Origin of the sequence: Streptomyces sp. NPDC051578, from assembly GCF_044454045.1 — a bacterium.
Lineage (GTDB): Bacteria > Actinomycetota > Actinomycetes > Streptomycetales > Streptomycetaceae > Streptomyces.
Map to the genome: position 1 here is coordinate 1,569,832 of NZ_JBITDH010000001.1, position 17,975 is coordinate 1,587,806.

Sequence of the window (17,975 nt, forward strand, 5' to 3'; positions counted from 1 at the left end):
CGTCAGCCCCGCTGCCGTCACCACCCGGGCCGACGGCGCCTGCGGCGCCCGCGCCGTCCGCCCCGGAGCCCGCCCCCGGCCCCTCCCGCACGGCTCAGCCCGACTCCTCCCGGTAGGCCGCGGCCTCCTCCAGGTCCAGCCGGCGCAGCAGCACCCGCAGCATCTCGTCGTCGATCTGCCGCCGGTCGCGCAGCGTCACGAACACCTCCCGCTCGGCCTCGATCATCTCCCCGGCCAGCCGCCGGTAGATGTCGTCCGCGGATTCCCCCGTCACGGGGTTGACCTCACCGAGCCGCTCCCACACCGCGTTGCGCCGCCGCTCCAGCACCGTCCGCAGCCGGTCCGCCAGCGGCCCCGGCAGAGCGTTGCGCGGCTCGGCCAGCAGTTCGTCCAGCCGGTCCTCCGCCGCCCGCGAGGCCTCGCTCTGGGCCTGGGCCTCCGCCAGCGTCTCCGCCTGGACGTCGCGCGGCGGCAGCCGCAGCAACCGGATCAGCGGCGGCAGGGTCAGTCCCTGCACCACCAGCGTCGCGATGACGGTCGTGAAGGTCAGGAACAGGATCAGGTTCCGGTGCGGCACGCTCATCGGCACGGAGAAGGCGATGGCCAGCGAGACCACCCCGCGCATCCCCGCCCAGCCCACGATGACGGGCGCCTTCCAGTTCGTCTCGGGCTCCCGCCTGCGGATCCGCTCGGACAGCGCCCTGGGCAGGAACGTCGCCGGGAACACCCAGACGTACCGCGCCACGACCACGGCCAGGAACACCGCCAGTGCGTACCAGGCCGCGCGCACACCCTCGTACTCGGCCAGCCCCTTGAGGACCACCGGCAGCTGGAGGCCGATCAGCGCGAAGACCACCGACTCCAGCACGAAGGAGACCATCTTCCACACCGCGGCTTCCTGGAGCCTCGTCGCGAAGTCGACCTGCCAGCTGCGGTGCCCGAGGTACAGCGCGACCACCACGACGGCGAGCACGCCCGAGGCGTGCACCCGCTCGGCCGCCGCGTACGCCACGAACGGGATCAGCAGCGACAGGGTGTTCTGCAGCAGCGGCTCACGCAGCCGCTTGCGCAGCAGGTGGATCGGCACCATCAGCACCAGCCCGACCCCGACGCCGCCCACGGACGCGAGCAGGAATTCCGCGATCCCGCCGGCCCAGCCCGAGCTGAGGCCTACGGCGGCGGCCAGCGCCACCTTGTAGGCCGTGATCGCGGTGGCGTCGTTGACCAGCGACTCGCCCTGCAGGATGGTCGTGATCCGGCTCGGCAGTCCGAGCCGGCGGGCGATCGCCGTCGCCGCGACCGCGTCGGGCGGTGCGATCACCGCGCCCAGCACCAGCGCCACGGGCAGCGACAGCCCCGGCACCACCAGGTAGGCCGCGTACCCCACGGCGAGCGTCGCGAAGAGCACGTACCCCACGGAGAGCAGCGCGACGGGCCGTACGTTGGCCCGCAGGTCCAGGTACGAGCTCTCCACGGCGGCCGTGTACAGCAGCGGCGGCAGCAGCAGGGGCAGCACGATGTGGGGGTCGAGGGCGTACGAGGGCACGCCCGGGACGTACGAGGCGATCAGGCCGACGGCGACGAGGAGCAGCGGCGCGGGCACGGGCGTCCGGCGGGCCGCCCCGGCGACGACCGCGCTGCCCGCCACCAGGGCCACCAGCGGCAATACCTCCATCGAAGATCCATCCTCCTCGGTATCTACCGTCCAGCGGGCCCGCACGTCAGTACGCTGGCCATCATGAGCGAGTGCACCCACGTTGCCGAACTGCCGCGCCCCGAGCCGGTCCCGCTTGCACCGACCTGCCCGGAATGTCTGGCACTCGGCAGTCATCCGGTGCAACTGCGGATGTGTCTGGGGTGCGGATACGTGGCCTGCTGCGATTCCTCGCCCTACCGGCACGCCACGGCGCACCACCACGAGACCGGCCATCCGGTGATGCGCAGCTTCGAACCGGGCGAGGGTTGGCGGTGGTGTTTTGTCGACGGTTCGATCGTCTGAGGCGGGGTAGGTCAACCCTCCGCCGGTTCCCCCGAATTGGGCCCGCAGACCCCTAGCCACTGTGTGTACCCGTGGGCTTACCATCGGTCACCGGCCGCGGGAACGGCGGGTGTCCCGGGCACTCCCAGCGGGTGCCGTGAGGGGTGCCGCGACACGATCACCCGGATCGCGATAGCGTCACCGGCGAACAGAGCTCGTACCACCTTGGAGGTGAGGGTGTCCCAGATCGCAGGCGAGCCCGCGACCCAGGACTTCGTCGAAGTCCGGCTGCCGGCTGCGGGTGCCTACCTGTCGGTGCTGCGCACGGCGACAGCCGGTCTCGCGGCACGGTTGGACTTCACCCTCGACGAGATCGAGGACCTCCGCATCGCGGTGGACGAGGCGTGCGCGATCCTGCTCCAGCAGGCCGTGCCCGGCTCCGTCCTCAGCTGTGTGTTCCGGCTGATCGACGATTCGCTGGAAGTCACCGTTTCGGCGCCGACCACGGACGGCCGCGCTCCCGAGCGCGACACGTTCGCGTGGACGGTGCTGTCCGCCCTGGCCGGCAAGGTCGAGGCGACGGTCGAGGAGAACCGCACGGTGTGCATCAGCCTTTACAAACAGCGCGGCGCGGGACCAGGCCCGGCGTGAGCGGCGGGGAGATCCCGGTGCGGGGCGGGGATCGGCCCCGGGTACGGCATGAGGTCGACGGCGGCATCCCGGAGCAGCAGCACGCCCGGCCGCACCCGGCTGACGCGGATGCGGAAAGCGGCTTTTTGGACTCGGCGGAGCGACGGGCGGGCCCTATGAGCGAGAACCAGCACGACGAACCACAATCCTCACAGCCACCCGCGGCCCTGGCCCAGGCGGCTCCGGCGCTGCCGGATCCGCGCGACCGCAGTGGCGCGCGGGCCCTGTTCTTCGAACTGCGGGAGCTGCCCGACGGGTCCCCGGAGCGGGCGGAGCTGCGCAACCGGCTGGTGCGGATGCACCTGCCGCTGGTCGAGCACCTGGCCCGGCGGTTCCGCAACCGCGGCGAGCCGCTCGACGACCTGACCCAGGTGGCGACGATCGGCCTGATCAAGTCGGTGGACCGGTTCGACCCGGACCGGGGGGTGGAGTTCTCCACGTACGCCACGCCCACGGTCGTCGGCGAGATCAAGCGGCACTTCCGCGACAAGGGCTGGGCGGTACGCGTACCCCGGCGCCTGCAGGAGCTGCGGCTCTCGCTGACCACGGCCACGGCGGAACTTTCGCAGCAGCACGGCCGCTCCCCCACCGTCCACGAACTGGCGGAACGGCTCGGGATCTCCGAGGAGGAGGTGCTGGAGGGGCTGGAATCGGCCAATGCCTACAGCACGCTCTCGCTGGACGTCCCGGACACGGACGACGAGTCGCCGGCGGTCGCGGACACACTGGGCTCGGAGGACGAGGCACTGGAGGGGGTCGAGTACCGCGAGTCCCTCAAGCCGCTGCTGGAGGGACTGCCACCCAGGGAGAAGCGGATTCTGTTGCTCCGGTTCTTCGGCAACATGACGCAGTCGCAGATCGCCCAGGAGGTCGGCATCTCCCAGATGCACGTCTCCCGCCTGCTGGCCCGCACCCTGGCCCAGCTGCGCGACAAGCTCCTCGTGGAGGAATGAGCGGGGAACCCGGGGGGAGTCAGGCGGCGGGCCCGATGCCCAGCGCCTCGGTCGCCGTCGGGTTCACCAGCAGCACCACGACCGCCAGCGCGGCCGCCGCCAGGGCCACCGCGGCGGCGGTCAGCGCCCCGCCGGCGGTCCACAGCGTCCACGCCACCGGCACTGCCATCAGCTGGGTGATCAACGCCGGGCCCCGGCTCCACCGGCGCGCCAGGCGCAGCCCGCGCGCCGCGATCAGCGGCAGCGCGGCGAGCGCGAGCACGGTCAGGCCACCGGTCTCGGACTGCTGCGCGGAGTCGACGTGCCCGGCGACCCCGGCGAAGAGCAGGTAGCCGCCGAGGCCGGCCAGGGCCAGGCCCTGGAGCGCGCAGAGAACGGCGGCGGCGGTCAGCCGGCCGGGCAGTGCGGCGGAGGGCGCATCGGAGGTCGGGGCGTTCGGGGTCGGCTTCTCACTCACTCCAGCAGGGTAGCCGCGTACCGCACGCGCCGGGGCGGACGGTGCCCGGAGGCGGGCAGTATGGGCCGCTTCCGAGCGGGTGGGTAGGCTGGCGCTCATGCGTGCACTTCTCGTGGCCAATCCAGCAGCGACGACCACCAGTGCGCGTACGCGTGACGTCCTGACCCACGCCCTCGCCAGTGAGATGAAGCTGGAGGCGGTGACCACCGAGTACCGGGGGCACGCCCGTGACCTGGGACGCAAGGCGGCCCACGAGGGCCTGGACCTGGTGGTGGCCCTCGGCGGGGACGGCACGGTCAACGAGGTGGTCAACGGCCTCCTGCACGACGGCCCCGACCCGGACCGGCTGCCGGGGCTCGCGGTGGTCCCGGGCGGTTCGACGAACGTGTTCGCCCGCGCGCTCGGCCTGCCCAACGACGCGGTCGAGGCGACCGGCGCCCTGCTGGACGCCCTGCGGCAGCGGCGCGAGCGGACGGTGGGCCTGGGGCTCGCGGCCGGGACCCCCGGCACGGAGGACGAGTCGGTCCCGGCGCGCTGGTTCACCTTCTGCGCGGGCTTCGGTTTCGACGCGGGGGTGGTGGGCCGGGTCGAGCAGCAGCGCGAGCGCGGCAAGCGTTCGACGCATGCCCTGTACGTACGACAGCTCGTGCGCCAGTTCCTCGACGAGCCCAACCGCCGGCACGGGACGGTCACCCTGGAGCGGCCCGGCGCGGATCCCGTGAGGGACCTGGTGCTGTCGATAGTCTGCAACACCTCCCCCTGGACCTACCTCGGCAACCGTCCCCTGTACGCCTCCCCCGACGCGTCGTTCGATACCGCACTTGACGTATTGGCGCTGGACCGTTTGTCAACTCCGGCGGTCGCCAAGTACGCCACACAGCTCCTGACCTCGACTCCTGAGCGCGGTCCACAGGGCAAGCACGCGGTGAGTCTGCACGATCTGACCGACTTCACCTTGCATTCGAAGGTTCCGCTCCCCTTCCAGATGGACGGGGACCACCTGGGATTGCGCACCAGCGTTCGGTTCACAGGCGTTCGCCGTGCACTGCGTGTGATTGTGTGAGTAGAAGAGCTAAAAATCCTTTCACTCGAACGTTTACACGCCGGTACACCCCCAGGAACTAGGGCTGTGACCTAGTCGACACCGACGAATCCAAAAAAACTTTCCGGAAGGGGTTGTATCCCCGTCCGAGGTTTGCGAATCTCTACATGGCGATCGGGACAGCCCGCAGGACCCGGCACCCACACAGACCGCCAGAACCCCACCACGAATCTTCGGACCCCCCAGTCGCCATCCGGGGGCCAGCCCTTCCCTCACGGGGGGATTCGTGAAAGCGTTCACATTCACAAGCAACCTGTTCGCAATACAAGGAGATGGAGCAGCCATGGACTGGCGTCACAACGCCGTTTGCCGCGAGGAAGACCCGGAGCTCTTCTTCCCCATCGGCAACACCGGTCCTGCGCTGCTGCAGATCGAGGAAGCCAAGGCCGTCTGCCGCCGCTGCCCCGTCATGGAGCAGTGCCTGCAGTGGGCGCTCGAGTCCGGTCAGGACTCCGGCGTCTGGGGCGGTCTCAGCGAGGACGAGCGCCGCGCCATGAAGCGCCGCGCCGCTCGCAACCGGGCGCGCAACGCCAGCGCCTGACATCGACTTTCGAGCCTCGAGCCGCAGCGCGTAGAACCCTGAGAAGCGCTCAGCAACGTGCTCTTGAGCCCCGGACCGGGAACCATCGGTCCGGGGCTCAGTGCTGCGCGGGGCAGGTTCCGTGACCCTGCGTGAAGGACCGGTCGCTGCGCTGTGTCACCGCCGGTCGCCTACTTCTGCGGACTGGCCGGGATGTCGAGGACGACCCGGGTGCCGTGCGGCTCGACCCGGACCATGTCGAACGTACCGCCGAGCTCTCCCTCGACCAGGGTGCGGACGATCTGGAGCCCGAGGTTGCCGGCCCGCTGCGGGTCGAAGCCCTCGGGCAGACCGCAGCCGTCGTCCAGCACCTTGATCAGCAGCCGCGCGTCGGCGCGGCCGGTGCCGGAGCGGGCGGCGGACACCTCGACCGTGCCGCCCTCCCCCTGGGTGAAGGCGTGCTCCAGGGCGTTCTGCAGGATCTCGGTCAGCACCATCGACAGCGGGGTGGCGACCTCCGCGTCCAGGATCCCGAACCGGCCGGTACGCCGGCAGGCCACCTTGCCCGGCGAGATCTCGGCGACCATCGCGATGACCCGGTCGGCGATCTCGTCGAACTCCACGCGCTCGTCCAGGTTCTGAGAGAGCGTCTCGTGCACGATCGCGATCGAACCGACGCGCCGCACCGCCTCGTTCAGCGCCTCGCGCCCCTGCGGGGAATCCATCCGGCGGGCCTGGAGGCGCAGGAGCGCGGCCACCGTCTGGAGGTTGTTCTTCACCCGGTGGTGGATCTCCCGGATGGTCGCGTCCTTGGTGATCAGTTCACGTTCGCGACGGCGCAGTTCGGTGACGTCGCGGCACAGCACCAGGGAGCCGATGCGGGTGCCCTTGGGCTTGAGCGGGATCGCGCGCAGCTGGATCACCCCGCCGTTGCCCTCGATCTCCGTCTCGCGCGGGGCCCAGCCGCTGGCCAGCTTCACCAGGGCCTCGTCGACCGGGCCGCGCGAGGGCGCCAGTTCGGCGGTGGTGGTGCCGAGGTGCTGCCCGACCAGGTCGGAGGCGAGCCCGAGGCGGTGGTAGGCGGAGAGCGCGTTCGGGGACGCGTACGTCACCACGCCCTCGGCGTCGAGCCGGATCAGCCCGTCCCCGACGCGCGGGGAGGCGTCCATGTCGACCTGCTGGCCGGGGAAGGGGAAGGAGCCCGCCGCGATCATCTGGGCCAGGTCGGAGGCGGACTGGAGATAGGTCAGCTCCAGCCGGCTCGGTGTACGCACGGTGAGCAGGTTGGTGTTGCGCGCGATCACTCCGAGTACCCGGCCTTCGCGCCGGACGGGAATCGACTCGACGCGCACCGGGACCTCCTCGCGCCACTCCGGGTCGCCCTCGCGGACGATCCGGCCCTCGTCGAGGGCGGCGTCCAGGAGCGGGCGGCGGCCGCGCGGTACCAGGTGGCCCACCATGTCGTCCTGGTACGAGGTGGGGCCGGTGTTCGGGCGCATCTGCGCGACCGACACGTACCGGGTGCCGTCGAGGGTGGGGACCCAGAGCACGAGGTCCGCGAAGGACAGGTCGGAGAGCAGTTGCCACTCCGAGACCAGCAGGTGCAGCCACTCCAGGTCGGTTTCACCGAGAGCGGTGTGCTGGCGTACGAGGTCGTTCATGGAGGGCACGGGCCGAGCGTACCCCGGGTACGGCCATGACTTTCCCCACGGCGGATACCAGGGAGTATCCAGGAGGCCCCTGCTCCGCGTACTGTTGGAGGAAGTGACGGGATTGCAACCCCTGTCCTTGGATGGACAGGACAGATTGGTCTAGTCCACAATGGTTTAAGCTTCCGCCCTCCCCGCACAGGAGGACGGATCGAGGTAAGCCGCGCGCTCTGCCCTGACCGCGCAGGCCCCTCCCACCGGCCGCCGGGAACCGCACACCCGCCGGCCGTAAGTACTCCGGGCTACGGTGCCGGACGGGCTGAGGGTCCCGTCCTGCACCGTGGCCCAGAGGAAACAGCCGGTCGAAACATCTCCCCGTGAAGAGTCCGGGGAAGCGCCCCTACGGGATACGTACGGGTTGCCCATCGCCTCCCAGGCCACGTCGCCGCCTCAGCGGGCACTCCCCTCCCCTGGACGCCTCGGACGGCTCCCTGCCCGCGCCGCTCCGGCACCGGCCGAGAGGCCGCGGAGCGGCGATCGGACCACCATGGAAGAGGGGCGCAAGGCCCGCCGCCGACGGGCCGGTTCTGCTAGATTGGTCTATACCACACCACCTCTCCAGATCGGCAGGCCCCGCGTGGAAGTTGTCATCGTCCCCAACGCCAAGGCAGGCGGCGAGCTCATCGCGGAGGCCATGGCCGCCCTGGTTCGCCGCAAGGCCGACGCCCTGCTCGGGGTGGCGACCGGTTCCACCCCGCTGCCCGTCTACGAGGCCCTCGCCGCCAAGGTCAAGGCGGGGGAAGCCGACGTCTCCAGGGCCCGCATCTGCCAGCTCGACGAGTACGTCGGCCTGCCGGCCGGGCACCCGGAGTCCTACCGCGCCGTCGTGCTGCGGGAGGTCGTCGAGCCGCTCGGGCTGTCCGAGGCGTCCTTCATGGGCCCCGACGGTTCGGCGGACGACCTCGTGGCGGCCTGCGACGCGTACGACCGCGCCCTCGCCGAAGCGGGCGGCGTCGACCTCCAGCTGCTCGGCATCGGCACGGACGGTCACATCGGGTTCAACGAGCCCTGCTCCTCGCTCGCCTCGCGCACGCGGATCAAGACGCTGACGCACCAGACGCGCGTCGACAACGCCCGCTTCTTCGACGACGACATAGACCAGGTCCCGCACCACGTCATCACCCAGGGCATCGGCACCATCCTCGACGCCCGCCACCTGGTGCTGCTCGCCACCGGCGAAGGCAAGGCGGAGGCGGTCGCGCAGACCGTCGAGGGACCGCTGTCCGCGCTGGTCCCGGCCTCCGCGCTGCAGCTGCACCGGCACGCCACGGTGGTCGTGGACGAGGCCGCGGCGTCGAAGCTCAAGCTGGCCGACTACTTCCGGCAGACCTACGCCGACAAGCCGGCCTGGCAGGGGCTCTAGGCGGCACCACCCCACGCACCCCGAGGGGCCGGGCACCCGATCCGGTGCCCGGCCCCTCGCCGTTTCCCGGCGCCCGCCCCGCGCTACGCCCCTGCGATGACCTCCGCCGCCGCACGCCCGCACACCCGGGACGCGCCGTGCGTGGCGATGTGCAGGGCGCCGCGCGGCTCCGCACGGGGCAGGCCCATCTCGACCACCACGGTGTCCGGCCGGGCCGCGACCAGCGCGTCCAGCGCCCGCGTCATCCAGCGGTGCCGGTGCGCGTCCCGGACCACCGCGACGACCGTGCGGTCCCCCGCGGCGGCCAGGATCTCCCCCGCGCCGGCCCCCTCCCGGTAGACGCCGGCCGCGGTCTGGGGGAGCAGCGCCGCGAGTTCGGCGGCCACGCCCCACGGGGTCTCGTCCCCGACCGCGATGTTCGCGACGGGCGCGAGCGTGGCCACGTACGGGGCTTCGACCGCGCTCGCCCGGCCGGTCAGGACCAGGGCCCGGCGGGCCGCCGTCAGGCCGATGCCGGGCGCGCTCCCCTCCGGCGCGCCCGGCACCGCGGCGGCCCGCTTCCCGCGGGTCCATTCGGCGAGGTCACGGACCCGGGCGGCTGCGTCCGCGAGCCGTTCCTCGGGCAGCGCGCCCTCGCGTACGGCCGCGACCAGCGCGTCCCGCAGCCGCAGGACGGTGGCCTCGTCGGCGAGGCCGCCGCCCACGCAGATCGCGTCGGCGCCGGCGGCGATGGCGAGGACGGAGCCGCGCTCGATCCCGTACGTCCCCGCGATGGCGTTCATCTCCATGCCGTCGGTGACGATCAGGCCCTCGTAGCCGAGTTCCTCCCGCAGCAGCCCGGTGAGGATCCGCGGGCTGAGCGTGGCCGGGCGGGTGGCGTCGAGGGCGGGCACCAGGATGTGCGCGCTCATCACGGCCTTGGTCCCGGCCGCCACGGCCGCCTTGAACGGTACGAGTTCCCGGGCCGCCAGGGTGTCCGGATCGGCGTCGATGCGCGGCAGGGCGAGGTGCGAGTCGACGTTGGTGTCGCCGTGTCCGGGGAAGTGCTTGGTGCAGGCGGCGACCCCGGCGGCTTGCAGGCCCTCGACGTAGGCGGCGGTGTGCCGGGCGGCGAGGCGGGTGTCGGCCCCGAAGGACCGTACGCCGATGACCGGGTTGTCGGGGTTGGAGTTCACGTCCGCGGAGGGCGCCCAGTTGAGGTTGACCCCGCAGGCGGCGAGGCGCCGGCCCAGTTCGCGGGCGACGTCCCGGGTCAGGCCGGTGTCGTCGACGGTGCCCAGGGCCAGGTTGCCGGGGAAGGAGGAGCCTTCGCGGACCTCCAGGCGGGTGACGTCGCCACCCTCCTCGTCGATGGCGACCAGGACGTCGTCGCGCTCGGCGCGCAGTTGGGCGGTGAGCCGGGCGAGTTGTCCGGGGGAGGTGATGTTGCGGCCGAACAGGCCCACGGAGTGCAGGCCTTCGCCGAGCCTGCGCAGCAGCCAGGCGGGGGCGGTGGTGCCCTCGAAGCCGGGCTGGAGGACCGCGAGGGCGTCGCGGGTGAGGGTGTCCGTGTGGTGCGCAAGGACAGTCATGGGCCGTTATCCCTTCACGGCGCCGGCCGTGAGGCCCGCGGCCATCTTGCGCTGGACGATGAGGAAGAGGACGACGATGGGCAGCGCCATCATGGTGGAGCCGGCCATCATCGGGGCGAACTCGGTGCCGTTCTTGGTGGTGAAGTTGCCGAGCCAGACGGTGGCCGTCTGGTTCTGCTGGCTCATCAGCATCAGGGCGTAGAGGTACTCGTTCCACGCCTGGATGAATCCGTAGACGGACGTGGCGACCATGCCCGGTGCCAGCAGCGGGAAGACCACGCGCAGGAAGGCGCCGGTGGGCGTGCAGCCGTCGACCATGGCCGCTTCCTCCAGCTCCTTGGGGATGTTGACGATGAAGCCGCGCAGCGTCCAGACGGTGAAGGGCAGGATGAAGGTCAGGTAGGTGATGATCAGGCCGCTGAGCTTGTCGTACTGGCCGAGGTCGTTGAGCAGCAGGAAGACCGGGATGATCATCGCGACGAGCGGGATCATTTGGACGGCGAGGATGCCGACGATCACGATCTTGCGGCCGCGGAAGGCGAACCGGGAAATGGCCAGGGCGGCCAGCATGCCGACGGCGATGCCGATGACGACCACGCTGAGCGAGACGATCAGGCTGCGGCCGACCGGTCCCCAGAAGTCGGAGATCTGCAGCGCGCGCCGGAAGTTGTCCAGCGTGAAGGTGGTCGGGAAGAAGTGCGGGTGCGGGTCGATCGCGTCCTTGGCCGGCTTGAGGGCTGTGTTCAGCATCCAGTAGACCGGGAACCCGGCGGTCACGAAGACCAGCAGGCCGAGGAGGTTCCAGCCGAGCCGGGACTTCCTCCTCTGCTTGGAGCGGGGGGCTCTGGGGGACGCGGTGGCCGGGGCGGCCGCGGTGGTCGAGGTCACTCCACCTCTCCGATCTTGAGCATCTGGCGCATGTAGACGGCGACCACGCCGAGCAGCAGCAGGACGGTCACGAGGGCGATCGCGGAGCCGCCCGAGTAGTCGTTGACGACGAACGCCTGCTTGTACGAGTAGGTGGTCAGCAGCTGGAACTCGGCCTCGGGGTTGCCGTTGCGCATCACGAACACCTGCGGGAAGACACCCATGTCCCAGATGACCGACAGGGTCGTCAGCATGACGATGACCGGCTTGAGGATGGGGAGGGTGACGTGGCGGAACACGCCCCAGGCGCCCGCGCCGTCGAGGCGCGCGGCCTCTTCCAGCTCCTGGGGCACCTGGGTCAGGCCGGCGCTGAGGGTGATGACGACGAAGGGCACCGCGCCCCAGACCACGAGCAGCATGATCACGGCGAGGCCCTGGGGGCCGCTGGCGAACCAGTTGTGGCCGATCATGTCGACGCCGGGGAGCCTGCTCATCAGGTAGTTGAGGACGCCGTAGTCGGCGTCGAAGATCCACTTGAAGATGGCGGTGGCCACGATGATGGGCATGCCCCAGCTCGCGACCAGCGCGATGCTGATGAGTGCCTTGACCCAGCCGGAGACCTTCTGGAGCAGCAGGGCGACGAGCATCCCGATGACCATGGTCAGGGTGACCGCGCCGGCCGCGAAGACGATGGTGCGCAGCACGACGGACCAGAACACGCCGTCGCCGAGGACCTTGGTGAAGTTGTCGAGACCGACGAACTGCGCGTCCTTGAAGCCCCAGAGCTCGGACTTGCCGAAGCTCTGGAAGGAGAGGGACACCAGCCTGAACAGCGGGTAGCCCATGACGAGGACGATGATCAGCAGGCAGGGGGCCAGCAGCAGCCAGGGGGTCGCGCCGGGGCCCTTGCGGCCGCGCCGCCCCGGCGTGGAGGTCTTGCCCGTCCCGGGGCCGGGGGAAGTCCGCTGCCGTGCCGGCGGCAGATCGGCGGTGGTTGTCTGTGCGGCACTCATCGCGTGCTCCTCGGAGGTCCCTCTCTTGACGGGAAGCGGGCCCCGCCGGTCCGGCGGGGCCCCTCACTCAGGTCACTTGGTGTTGATGACCTTGTCGATCTCGGCGTCGGCGGCCTTGGCCGCGTCCTCGACCGACTTCTTGCCGGTGGCGATGTCCTGGAGCATCGTCTGGAGGACCTTGCCCTTCTCGACCTGACCCCATCCGGGCGCGGTCGGGACGAACCAGGAGGACTCGGCGGCGGTGGCCGGGACCTGGGTCTTGGGGTCGGCCTTGAGCGGGCCGAGGTCCGTCTTGTTGTTGGGCAGGTTGCCCTTGGCGATCAGCCCCTTCTGGCCCTGGGAGCCGGTGAAGGCGTTGATCCACTCGGAGGCGATGTCCTTCGCCTTGGACTTCGAGGGGACCGCGAGGTCCGAACCGCCGAGGAAGACGGGGAGGTTCTTGCCGTTCGGGCCGGGCATCACGAAGTTTTCGAGCTTGTCCTTGAGCCCGCCGACCTTGTCGCTCTTCGGGTCGGCCGCGGTGGAGCCCTCCCAGGCGGCGGCGAAGATCGCGGCGGAGTTGCCCTGGCCGAAGACGACCGGGCGGTCGGCCTCGTCCTTGGTCTTGTCCGCGTGCATGTACTTGTCGAGGAGTTCCTTGTACTGCTTGAGCCCCTTGACCGACTCGGGGGAGGACAGGGAGCCCTTCCAGGAGCCGCCGTCCTTCTTGGCGATGGCGCCGCCGTTGTCGTAGACGAAGGACATCGCGCCGTACCAGTCCGGCGAGGGCTGGTAGAGGGCGCTGAACTTGTCGCCCTTCGCGGCCTGGATCTTGTCGAGGGCGGAGGTCAGCTCGGCCCAGCTCTTGGGAGCGGCGGTGACGCCGACCTCGGCGGCCAGGTCCTTGCGCCAGGTGCCGACGCGGCCGCCGGCGTAGTACGGGACGCCGTAGGTCTTGCCGTCGTAGGTGACGGACTGCTTCAAGGCGTCGAGCCAGGCGGCGGAGTTGTCGAACTTCGACGGGTCGATCTCGGAGAAGGCACCGGTCGACATGTAGCCGATCATCTCGGAGTTGCCCATCTCGACCACGTCGGGGGCCTTGTCCGTGGCGAGGACGGCGTCGAGCTTGGCGTTCTTGTCCGGCCAGCCGTAGTACTCGTGCTTGACCGTCAGCCCGGGGTGCTTGGCGACTATCGCGTCGTCGGCCGCCTTGACGAGCTCCGGCCAGTTGTTCTGGGCGTCGACCGTCAGCCAGACGGTCAGCTCCTTGGCGCCGGACGCCTTGTCGGCCGTGTCGCCGCCCTTGCTGTCCGAGCCACCGCACGCCGCCAGGCCGATCACCATGCCCGCGACTCCAACCGCCGCGATGAGCTTGCGCTTCACGCCACCCTCCTCAGGGATGCCTTCCTGCACTTCCCTTGCCCGCCGCGGTGACATACGCGAAGTACTGAGCGTGGGGCCGGGATCCGATCCATATTGGTGTAGACCAGTAACCGGAGCTTGGCCTAGACCTTTAGGGGTGTCAAGGGTCTAATGAGCGGGTGATCGGTCCGTTACCGGACCGACACCTGGGGGAGGGAGGAGGCCTGTCCTCCCACCCGTGTCACGATGTGACCGCACATATCGGAGGAGCCGGTGACGGCAGCGAAACTGGAGTCGGGAAGGCGGGCGGCGATGGCCACCGAAGGGGCGACCACGGAGCCGGAAGGCGGGCCGGCCACTCGCACGGCGCGGGTTCCCAAGTACTACCGACTCAAGCGGCACTTGCTCGACATGACCGAGACCATGCCGCCCGGCACGCCGGTACCGCCGGAGCGCACGCTCGCGGCCGAGTTCGACACCTCGCGGACCACCGTCCGCCAGGCCCTGCAAGAGCTGGTCGTGGAGGGCCGGCTCGAACGCATCCAGGGCAAGGGGACCTTCGTCGCCAAGCCCAAGGTCTCCCAGCCGCTGCAACTGTCCTCCTACACGGAGGACATGCGCGCCCAGGGCCTGGAACCGGCCTCCCAGCTCCTGGACATCGGCTACGTGACGGCCGACGACACCCTCGCCGGCCTCCTCAAGATCTCCGCCGGCGGGCGCGTCCTGCGCATCGAACGGCTGCGCCTGGCCAGCGGCGAGCCGATGGCCATCGAGACCACCCACCTGTCGGCCAAGCGCTTCCCCGCGCTGCGCCGTTCGCTGGCCAAGTACACCTCCCTCTACACCGCCCTCGCCGAGGTGTACGACGTGCGCCTCGCCGAGGCCGAGGAGACCATCGAGACCTCGCTGGCCACCCCGCGCGAGGCCGGACTGCTCGGCACGGACGTCGGCCTGCCGATGCTGATGCTCTCCCGGCACTCGCTGGACGCCGACGGCGAGCCGGTCGAATGGGTACGTTCGGTGTATCGCGGCGACCGTTACAAGTTCGTTGCCCGCCTCAAGCGACCTGCCCTGTGACACCTCATTGACTCTTGATCGACCCTCGGTGGACGCTCGTACCGCTATACGGACGGGGGCTTACGTCCACCGGTCGGGCCCCCGTAGATTCCCTGCGCTCAGCAGTGATCAACGAGGGGACGAGGATCATGCCGGAACCGGAAGCAACAGGCACGACACGGGACACGGCGGGAGCCTCGTCAGGGGGGCTCTCGCCCAAGTCGATCGCCGTGTGGGTGCTCGTCGCCCTCATCGGGGCCATCGGCTGGGGCGTGCTCGCGCTCTCGCGCGGTGAGGAGATCTCGGCGGCCTGGCTGCTCGCCGCCGCCCTGGGCTCGTACGCCATCGGCTACCGCTTCTACGCGCGCTTCATCGCCGAACGCGTCCTGAGGGTCGACAAGACCCGGGCCACCCCCGCCGAACGCCTCGACAACGGTGTCGACTTCCACCCCACCGACCGCCGCGTGCTCTTCGGCCACCACTTCGCCGCCGTCGCCGGCGCGGGCCCGCTGGTCGGTCCCGTGCTCGCCTCGCAGATGGGCTACCTGCCGGGGACCATCTGGATCGTGGCGGGCGTGATCTTCGCCGGCGCCGTCCAGGACATGGTGACGCTGTTCTTCTCCACCCGCCGCAACGGCCGTTCGCTCGGCCAGATGGCGCGTGACGAGATCGGCCCCGTCGGCGGAGCGGCCGCACTGGTCGCCGTCTTCGTCATCATGATCATCCTGCTGGCGGTGCTGGCCCTGGTCATCGTCAACGCGCTGGCCGACTCCCCCTGGGGCGTCTTCTCCATCGGCATGACCATCCCCATCGCCCTCTTCATGGGTTTCTACCTGCGCGTGCTGCGCCCGGGCCGGATCACCGAGGTCTCCCTGATCGGCGTCGCCCTGCTGCTGCTCGCCATCGTCGCGGGCGGCTGGGTCGCCGACTCCTCCCTCGCCGGCGTCTTCACCCTGGACAAGCAGACCCTGGTCATCTGGATGGTCGCCTACGGCTTCGTGGCCTCCGTGCTGCCCGTGTGGATGCTGCTCGCCCCGCGCGACTACCTCTCCACCTTCATGAAGGTCGGCACCATCGCCCTGCTGGCGGTCGGCGTGGTCATCGCGATGCCCGTGCTCAAGATGCCCTCCGTCACCGACTTCGCCTCGCGCGGCGACGGGCCCGTCTTCTCCGGCTCGATGTTCCCGTTCGTCTTCATCACCATCGCGTGCGGCGCGCTGTCCGGGTTCCACGCGCTGGTCTCCTCGGGGACCACCCCGAAGATGATCCAGAAGGAGACCCAGGTCCGGGTCATCGGCTACGGCGCGATGCTCACCGAGTCGTTCGTCGCCGTCATGGCCGTGATCGCGGCCTGCATCATCGAGCCGGGCCTGTTCTTCGCGGTGAACTCCCCCGCCGGGGTCGTCGGCGCCACCGTGGAGAGCGCCTCGCAGGCGGTCACGCACTTCGGGTTCGCCATCTCCCCCGACGCCCTCGCCCAAGCCGCGAAGGACGTCGAGGAGACCACCCTGCTGTCCCGTACGGGCGGTGCGCCGACCTTCGCACTCGGAATGTCGCAGATCTTCTCCTCCGTCATCGGCGGCGCCGGGATGAAGGCGTTCTGGTACCACTTCGCCATCATGTTCGAGGCCCTGTTCATCCTCACCACCGTCGACGCGGGCACCCGCGTCGGCCGCTTCATGCTCCAGGACACCCTCGGGAACGTGCACAAGTCCTTCAAGGACGTCAGCTGGAAGCCGGGCGTGTGGATCGCGAGCGCGGTCGTCGTCGGCGGCTGGGGCTACTTCCTGTGGGTGGGCGTGGAGGACCCGCTGGGCGGCATCAACCAGCTCTTCCCGCTGTTCGGGATCGCGAACCAGCTGCTCGCGGCGGTCGCCCTGGCGGTCTGCACCACGCTCCTGGTCAAGTCCGGCCGGCTCAAGTGGGCGTGGGTGACGGGCGTCCCGCTGGCCTGGGACGTGGCGGTGACCCTCACCGCCAGCTACCAGAAGGTCTTCTCCGACAACCCGAAGATCGGCTTCTTCGCGCAGCGCGACCTGTACCAGAACGGCATCGACGCCGGGAAGGTCATCAAGCCGGCCAAGGACCTGGACCAGATGTACACCGTGGTCACCAACGCCACGGTGGACGGCGTGCTGTCCGTGCTGTTCGCCCTGCTGATCGTCATCGTGCTGATCGACGCAGCCCGGACCTGCGTCAAGGCGGTCCGCGCGCCCCAGACCGTCACCCTCACCGAAGTCCCCTGGACCGAGTCGAAGATCGTCGCCCCGGCGGGCCTGATCGCGACTGCCGAGGAACGGGCGGAGCTTGCCGCCGCCGGCCTCGACTCGGGCGGCGGCAAGGCCAAGGAGCCGGTGGCGTGAGCGGCGTCCGGCAGGCGCTGGCCAAGGCCCGCCACTACGTACGGGAGTTCTCCGGCGAGGCCGCCTACGACCGTTACGTGGCCCACACCCGCTCCCACGACCCGGACGCCGAGGTCCTCACCCGGCGCGCCTTCGAACGCGCCCGCACGGACGCCCGCGAAGCCGACCCGCGCGAGGGCTTCCGCTGCTGCTGAACCGGTGAAGGGCCGCCGCGTCTCCCCCGGGAAACGCGGCGGCCCTTCGCGCGCCCCGGGGGCACACTCGGTGCCATGGACATCAGCATCAGGCGGGCCCTGCCGGCCGAGTACGAGACGCTCGGGGACATCACCGCCCGCGCCTACCTCGACGACGGACTGCTCACGTACGGGGAGGACGACCCGTACCTCGCCAGGCTCCGGGACGTGGCCGGCCGCGCCGCGGCGGCCGAGGTGCTCGTCGCCGTGCTCGGCGACGGGCGCGTGGTCGGAGGTGTGACCTTCGCCGCGCCGGGCAGCGCGCTCTGTGACATCGCCCGGGCGGACGAAGCCGAGTTCCGGATGCTGGCGGTCGCCCGCGAGGGGCGTGGCCGGGGCGCGGGAGAGGCGCTCGTACGGGCCTGCGTGGACCGCGCCCGGGCCCTGGAGGGCGTGCGGCGGCTCGTGCTGTCGACCACCCCGGACATGCCGGCCGCGCACCGGATCTACGAGCGCCTGGGCTTCGTACGGTCGCCGGAACGGGACTGGGAGCCCGTCCCCGAACTCGGTTTGCTCACGTACGGTCTCGCGCTGTAGTCGCCGCGCGACACAACATCTAGGGGGTCCCCCAGGAGGGGGCCCCCACATGTATGCTCGTGCTCGCTGTCGCCGCAGGGGAATCCGGTGTGAATCCGGAACTGTCCCGCAACGGTATGAAAGGCACCCATAGGTGCGTCCGAAGTCCGAGGACCTGCCGACAGCGCGCCCGGCTCGACCGAACCGGGTACAGCCACGTCCGGGCCTCGCGGTTGGGCCGGT

The 17,975-nt window shown here is 70.5% G+C and carries 17 protein-coding genes and 1 riboswitch; of the genes, 10 read left to right on the forward strand and 7 right to left on the reverse strand.

Annotation, left to right across the window (positions count from 1 at the left end):
- Nucleotides 1-94: 94 nt before the first annotated feature.
- Nucleotides 95-1,675, reverse strand: coding sequence for a Na+/H+ antiporter (locus ACIA6C_RS06965; RefSeq protein WP_366080708.1), 1,581 nt, complete (start codon nt 1,673-1,675; stop codon nt 95-97).
- A gap of 63 nt (nt 1,676-1,738) precedes the next feature.
- On the opposite strand from ACIA6C_RS06965, the gene ACIA6C_RS06970 reads away from it, so the two are divergent.
- The 3 genes from ACIA6C_RS06970 (at nt 1,739) to ACIA6C_RS06980 (ending at nt 3,621) form a co-directional block, all read left to right on the forward strand.
- On the forward strand, nt 1,739-1,999 hold the full coding sequence (locus ACIA6C_RS06970) for a UBP-type zinc finger domain-containing protein (RefSeq protein WP_399273437.1): 261 nt from the start codon (nt 1,739-1,741) through the stop codon (nt 1,997-1,999).
- A 216-nt stretch (nt 2,000-2,215) separates the two neighbouring features.
- Complete coding sequence (locus ACIA6C_RS06975; protein WP_329198175.1) at nt 2,216-2,629, forward strand: anti-sigma regulatory factor; 414 nt, start codon at nt 2,216-2,218, stop codon at nt 2,627-2,629.
- 11 nt (nt 2,630-2,640) lie between these two features.
- Entirely contained in the window at nt 2,641-3,621 is a 981-nt protein-coding gene (locus tag ACIA6C_RS06980; RefSeq protein ID WP_399274509.1) for an RNA polymerase sigma factor SigF, read from the forward strand.
- A gap of 19 nt (nt 3,622-3,640) precedes the next feature.
- On the opposite strand, the gene ACIA6C_RS06985 is transcribed toward ACIA6C_RS06980, so the two are convergent.
- Nucleotides 3,641-4,078: a hypothetical protein gene (locus tag ACIA6C_RS06985; RefSeq protein ID WP_399273439.1), complete on the reverse strand. Its 438-nt coding sequence runs from the start codon at nt 4,076-4,078 to the stop codon at nt 3,641-3,643.
- Between the two features lie 97 nt (nt 4,079-4,175).
- On the opposite strand from ACIA6C_RS06985, the gene ACIA6C_RS06990 reads away from it, so the two are divergent.
- Nucleotides 4,176-5,141 (forward strand): diacylglycerol/lipid kinase family protein, encoded by a 966-nt coding sequence (locus ACIA6C_RS06990; RefSeq protein WP_399273441.1) that lies wholly within the window; start codon nt 4,176-4,178, stop codon nt 5,139-5,141.
- Nucleotides 5,142-5,463: 322 nt separating this feature from the next.
- Nucleotides 5,464-5,721 (forward strand): WhiB family transcriptional regulator, encoded by a 258-nt coding sequence (locus tag ACIA6C_RS06995; RefSeq protein WP_003953983.1) that lies wholly within the window; start codon nt 5,464-5,466, stop codon nt 5,719-5,721.
- 170 nt (nt 5,722-5,891) lie between these two features.
- Here ACIA6C_RS06995 and ACIA6C_RS07000 read toward each other — a convergent pair whose 3' ends face one another.
- Nucleotides 5,892-7,361 carry a PAS domain-containing sensor histidine kinase gene (locus ACIA6C_RS07000; protein ID WP_366080720.1) on the reverse strand — a complete coding sequence of 490 codons (1,470 nt, stop codon included), beginning with the start codon at nt 7,359-7,361 and terminating at the stop codon, nt 5,892-5,894.
- Between the two features lie 625 nt (nt 7,362-7,986).
- Here ACIA6C_RS07000 and nagB point away from each other — a divergent pair.
- Entirely contained in the window at nt 7,987-8,772 is a 786-nt protein-coding gene (gene nagB, locus ACIA6C_RS07005; RefSeq protein WP_399273443.1) for a glucosamine-6-phosphate deaminase, read from the forward strand.
- Between the two features lie 83 nt (nt 8,773-8,855).
- On the opposite strand, the gene ACIA6C_RS07010 is transcribed toward nagB, so the two are convergent.
- From ACIA6C_RS07010 to ACIA6C_RS07025, 4 genes are all read right to left on the reverse strand, one after another.
- Nucleotides 8,856-10,343, reverse strand: coding sequence for a glycoside hydrolase family 3 protein (locus ACIA6C_RS07010; protein ID WP_399273445.1), 1,488 nt, complete (start codon nt 10,341-10,343; stop codon nt 8,856-8,858).
- A 6-nt stretch (nt 10,344-10,349) separates the two neighbouring features.
- Complete coding sequence (locus tag ACIA6C_RS07015; protein ID WP_399274511.1) at nt 10,350-11,132, reverse strand: carbohydrate ABC transporter permease; 783 nt, start codon at nt 11,130-11,132, stop codon at nt 10,350-10,352.
- Between the two features lie 95 nt (nt 11,133-11,227).
- On the reverse strand, nt 11,228-12,223 hold the full coding sequence (locus tag ACIA6C_RS07020) for a carbohydrate ABC transporter permease (RefSeq protein ID WP_399273447.1): 996 nt from the start codon (nt 12,221-12,223) through the stop codon (nt 11,228-11,230).
- Between the two features lie 72 nt (nt 12,224-12,295).
- Nucleotides 12,296-13,585, reverse strand: coding sequence for an extracellular solute-binding protein (locus ACIA6C_RS07025; protein ID WP_399273449.1), 1,290 nt, complete (start codon nt 13,583-13,585; stop codon nt 12,296-12,298).
- 291 nt (nt 13,586-13,876) lie between these two features.
- Here ACIA6C_RS07025 and ACIA6C_RS07030 point away from each other — a divergent pair, with 291 nt between their 5' ends.
- From ACIA6C_RS07030 to ACIA6C_RS07045, 4 genes are all read left to right on the forward strand, one after another.
- Entirely contained in the window at nt 13,877-14,641 is a 765-nt protein-coding gene (locus ACIA6C_RS07030) for a GntR family transcriptional regulator (protein WP_399274513.1), read from the forward strand.
- Between the two features lie 128 nt (nt 14,642-14,769).
- Nucleotides 14,770-16,983, forward strand: a complete 2,214-nt coding sequence (locus ACIA6C_RS07035) for a carbon starvation CstA family protein (RefSeq protein WP_399273451.1) — start codon at nt 14,770-14,772, stop codon at nt 16,981-16,983.
- A complete protein-coding gene (locus ACIA6C_RS07040; protein ID WP_399273453.1) occupies nt 16,980-17,177 on the forward strand; it encodes a YbdD/YjiX family protein in 198 nt (65 codons plus the stop codon). Before ACIA6C_RS07035 ends, ACIA6C_RS07040 begins: the two co-directional genes overlap by 4 nt.
- Nucleotides 17,178-17,252: 75 nt before the next feature.
- The gene (locus tag ACIA6C_RS07045; RefSeq protein WP_399273455.1) at nt 17,253-17,753 is read left to right on the forward strand and encodes a GNAT family N-acetyltransferase; all 501 of its coding nucleotides are present in this window, start codon (nt 17,253-17,255) and stop codon (nt 17,751-17,753) included.
- 36 nt (nt 17,754-17,789) lie between these two features.
- A riboswitch (cobalamin riboswitch) is annotated at nt 17,790-17,930 on the forward strand.
- Nucleotides 17,931-17,975: the final 45 nt, after the last annotated feature.

Coding starts and splice junctions, on each gene's coding strand:
- ACIA6C_RS06965 (WP_366080708.1), bottom strand. CDS start 1,675: ATGGAGGTATTGCCGCTGGTGGCCCTGGTGGCGGGCAGCGCGGTCGTC.
- ACIA6C_RS06970 (WP_399273437.1), top strand. CDS start 1,739: ATGAGCGAGTGCACCCACGTTGCCGAACTGCCGCGCCCCGAGCCGGTC.
- ACIA6C_RS06990 (WP_399273441.1), top strand. CDS start 4,176: ATGCGTGCACTTCTCGTGGCCAATCCAGCAGCGACGACCACCAGTGCG.
- ACIA6C_RS06995 (WP_003953983.1), top strand. CDS start 5,464: ATGGACTGGCGTCACAACGCCGTTTGCCGCGAGGAAGACCCGGAGCTC.
- ACIA6C_RS07000 (WP_366080720.1), bottom strand. CDS start 7,361: ATGAACGACCTCGTACGCCAGCACACCGCTCTCGGTGAAACCGACCTG.
- ACIA6C_RS07010 (WP_399273445.1), bottom strand. CDS start 10,343: ATGACTGTCCTTGCGCACCACACGGACACCCTCACCCGCGACGCCCTC.
- ACIA6C_RS07020 (WP_399273447.1), bottom strand. CDS start 12,223: ATGAGTGCCGCACAGACAACCACCGCCGATCTGCCGCCGGCACGGCAG.
- ACIA6C_RS07030 (WP_399274513.1), top strand. CDS start 13,877: ATGGCCACCGAAGGGGCGACCACGGAGCCGGAAGGCGGGCCGGCCACT.
- ACIA6C_RS07035 (WP_399273451.1), top strand. CDS start 14,770: ATGCCGGAACCGGAAGCAACAGGCACGACACGGGACACGGCGGGAGCC.
- ACIA6C_RS07045 (WP_399273455.1), top strand. CDS start 17,253: ATGGACATCAGCATCAGGCGGGCCCTGCCGGCCGAGTACGAGACGCTC.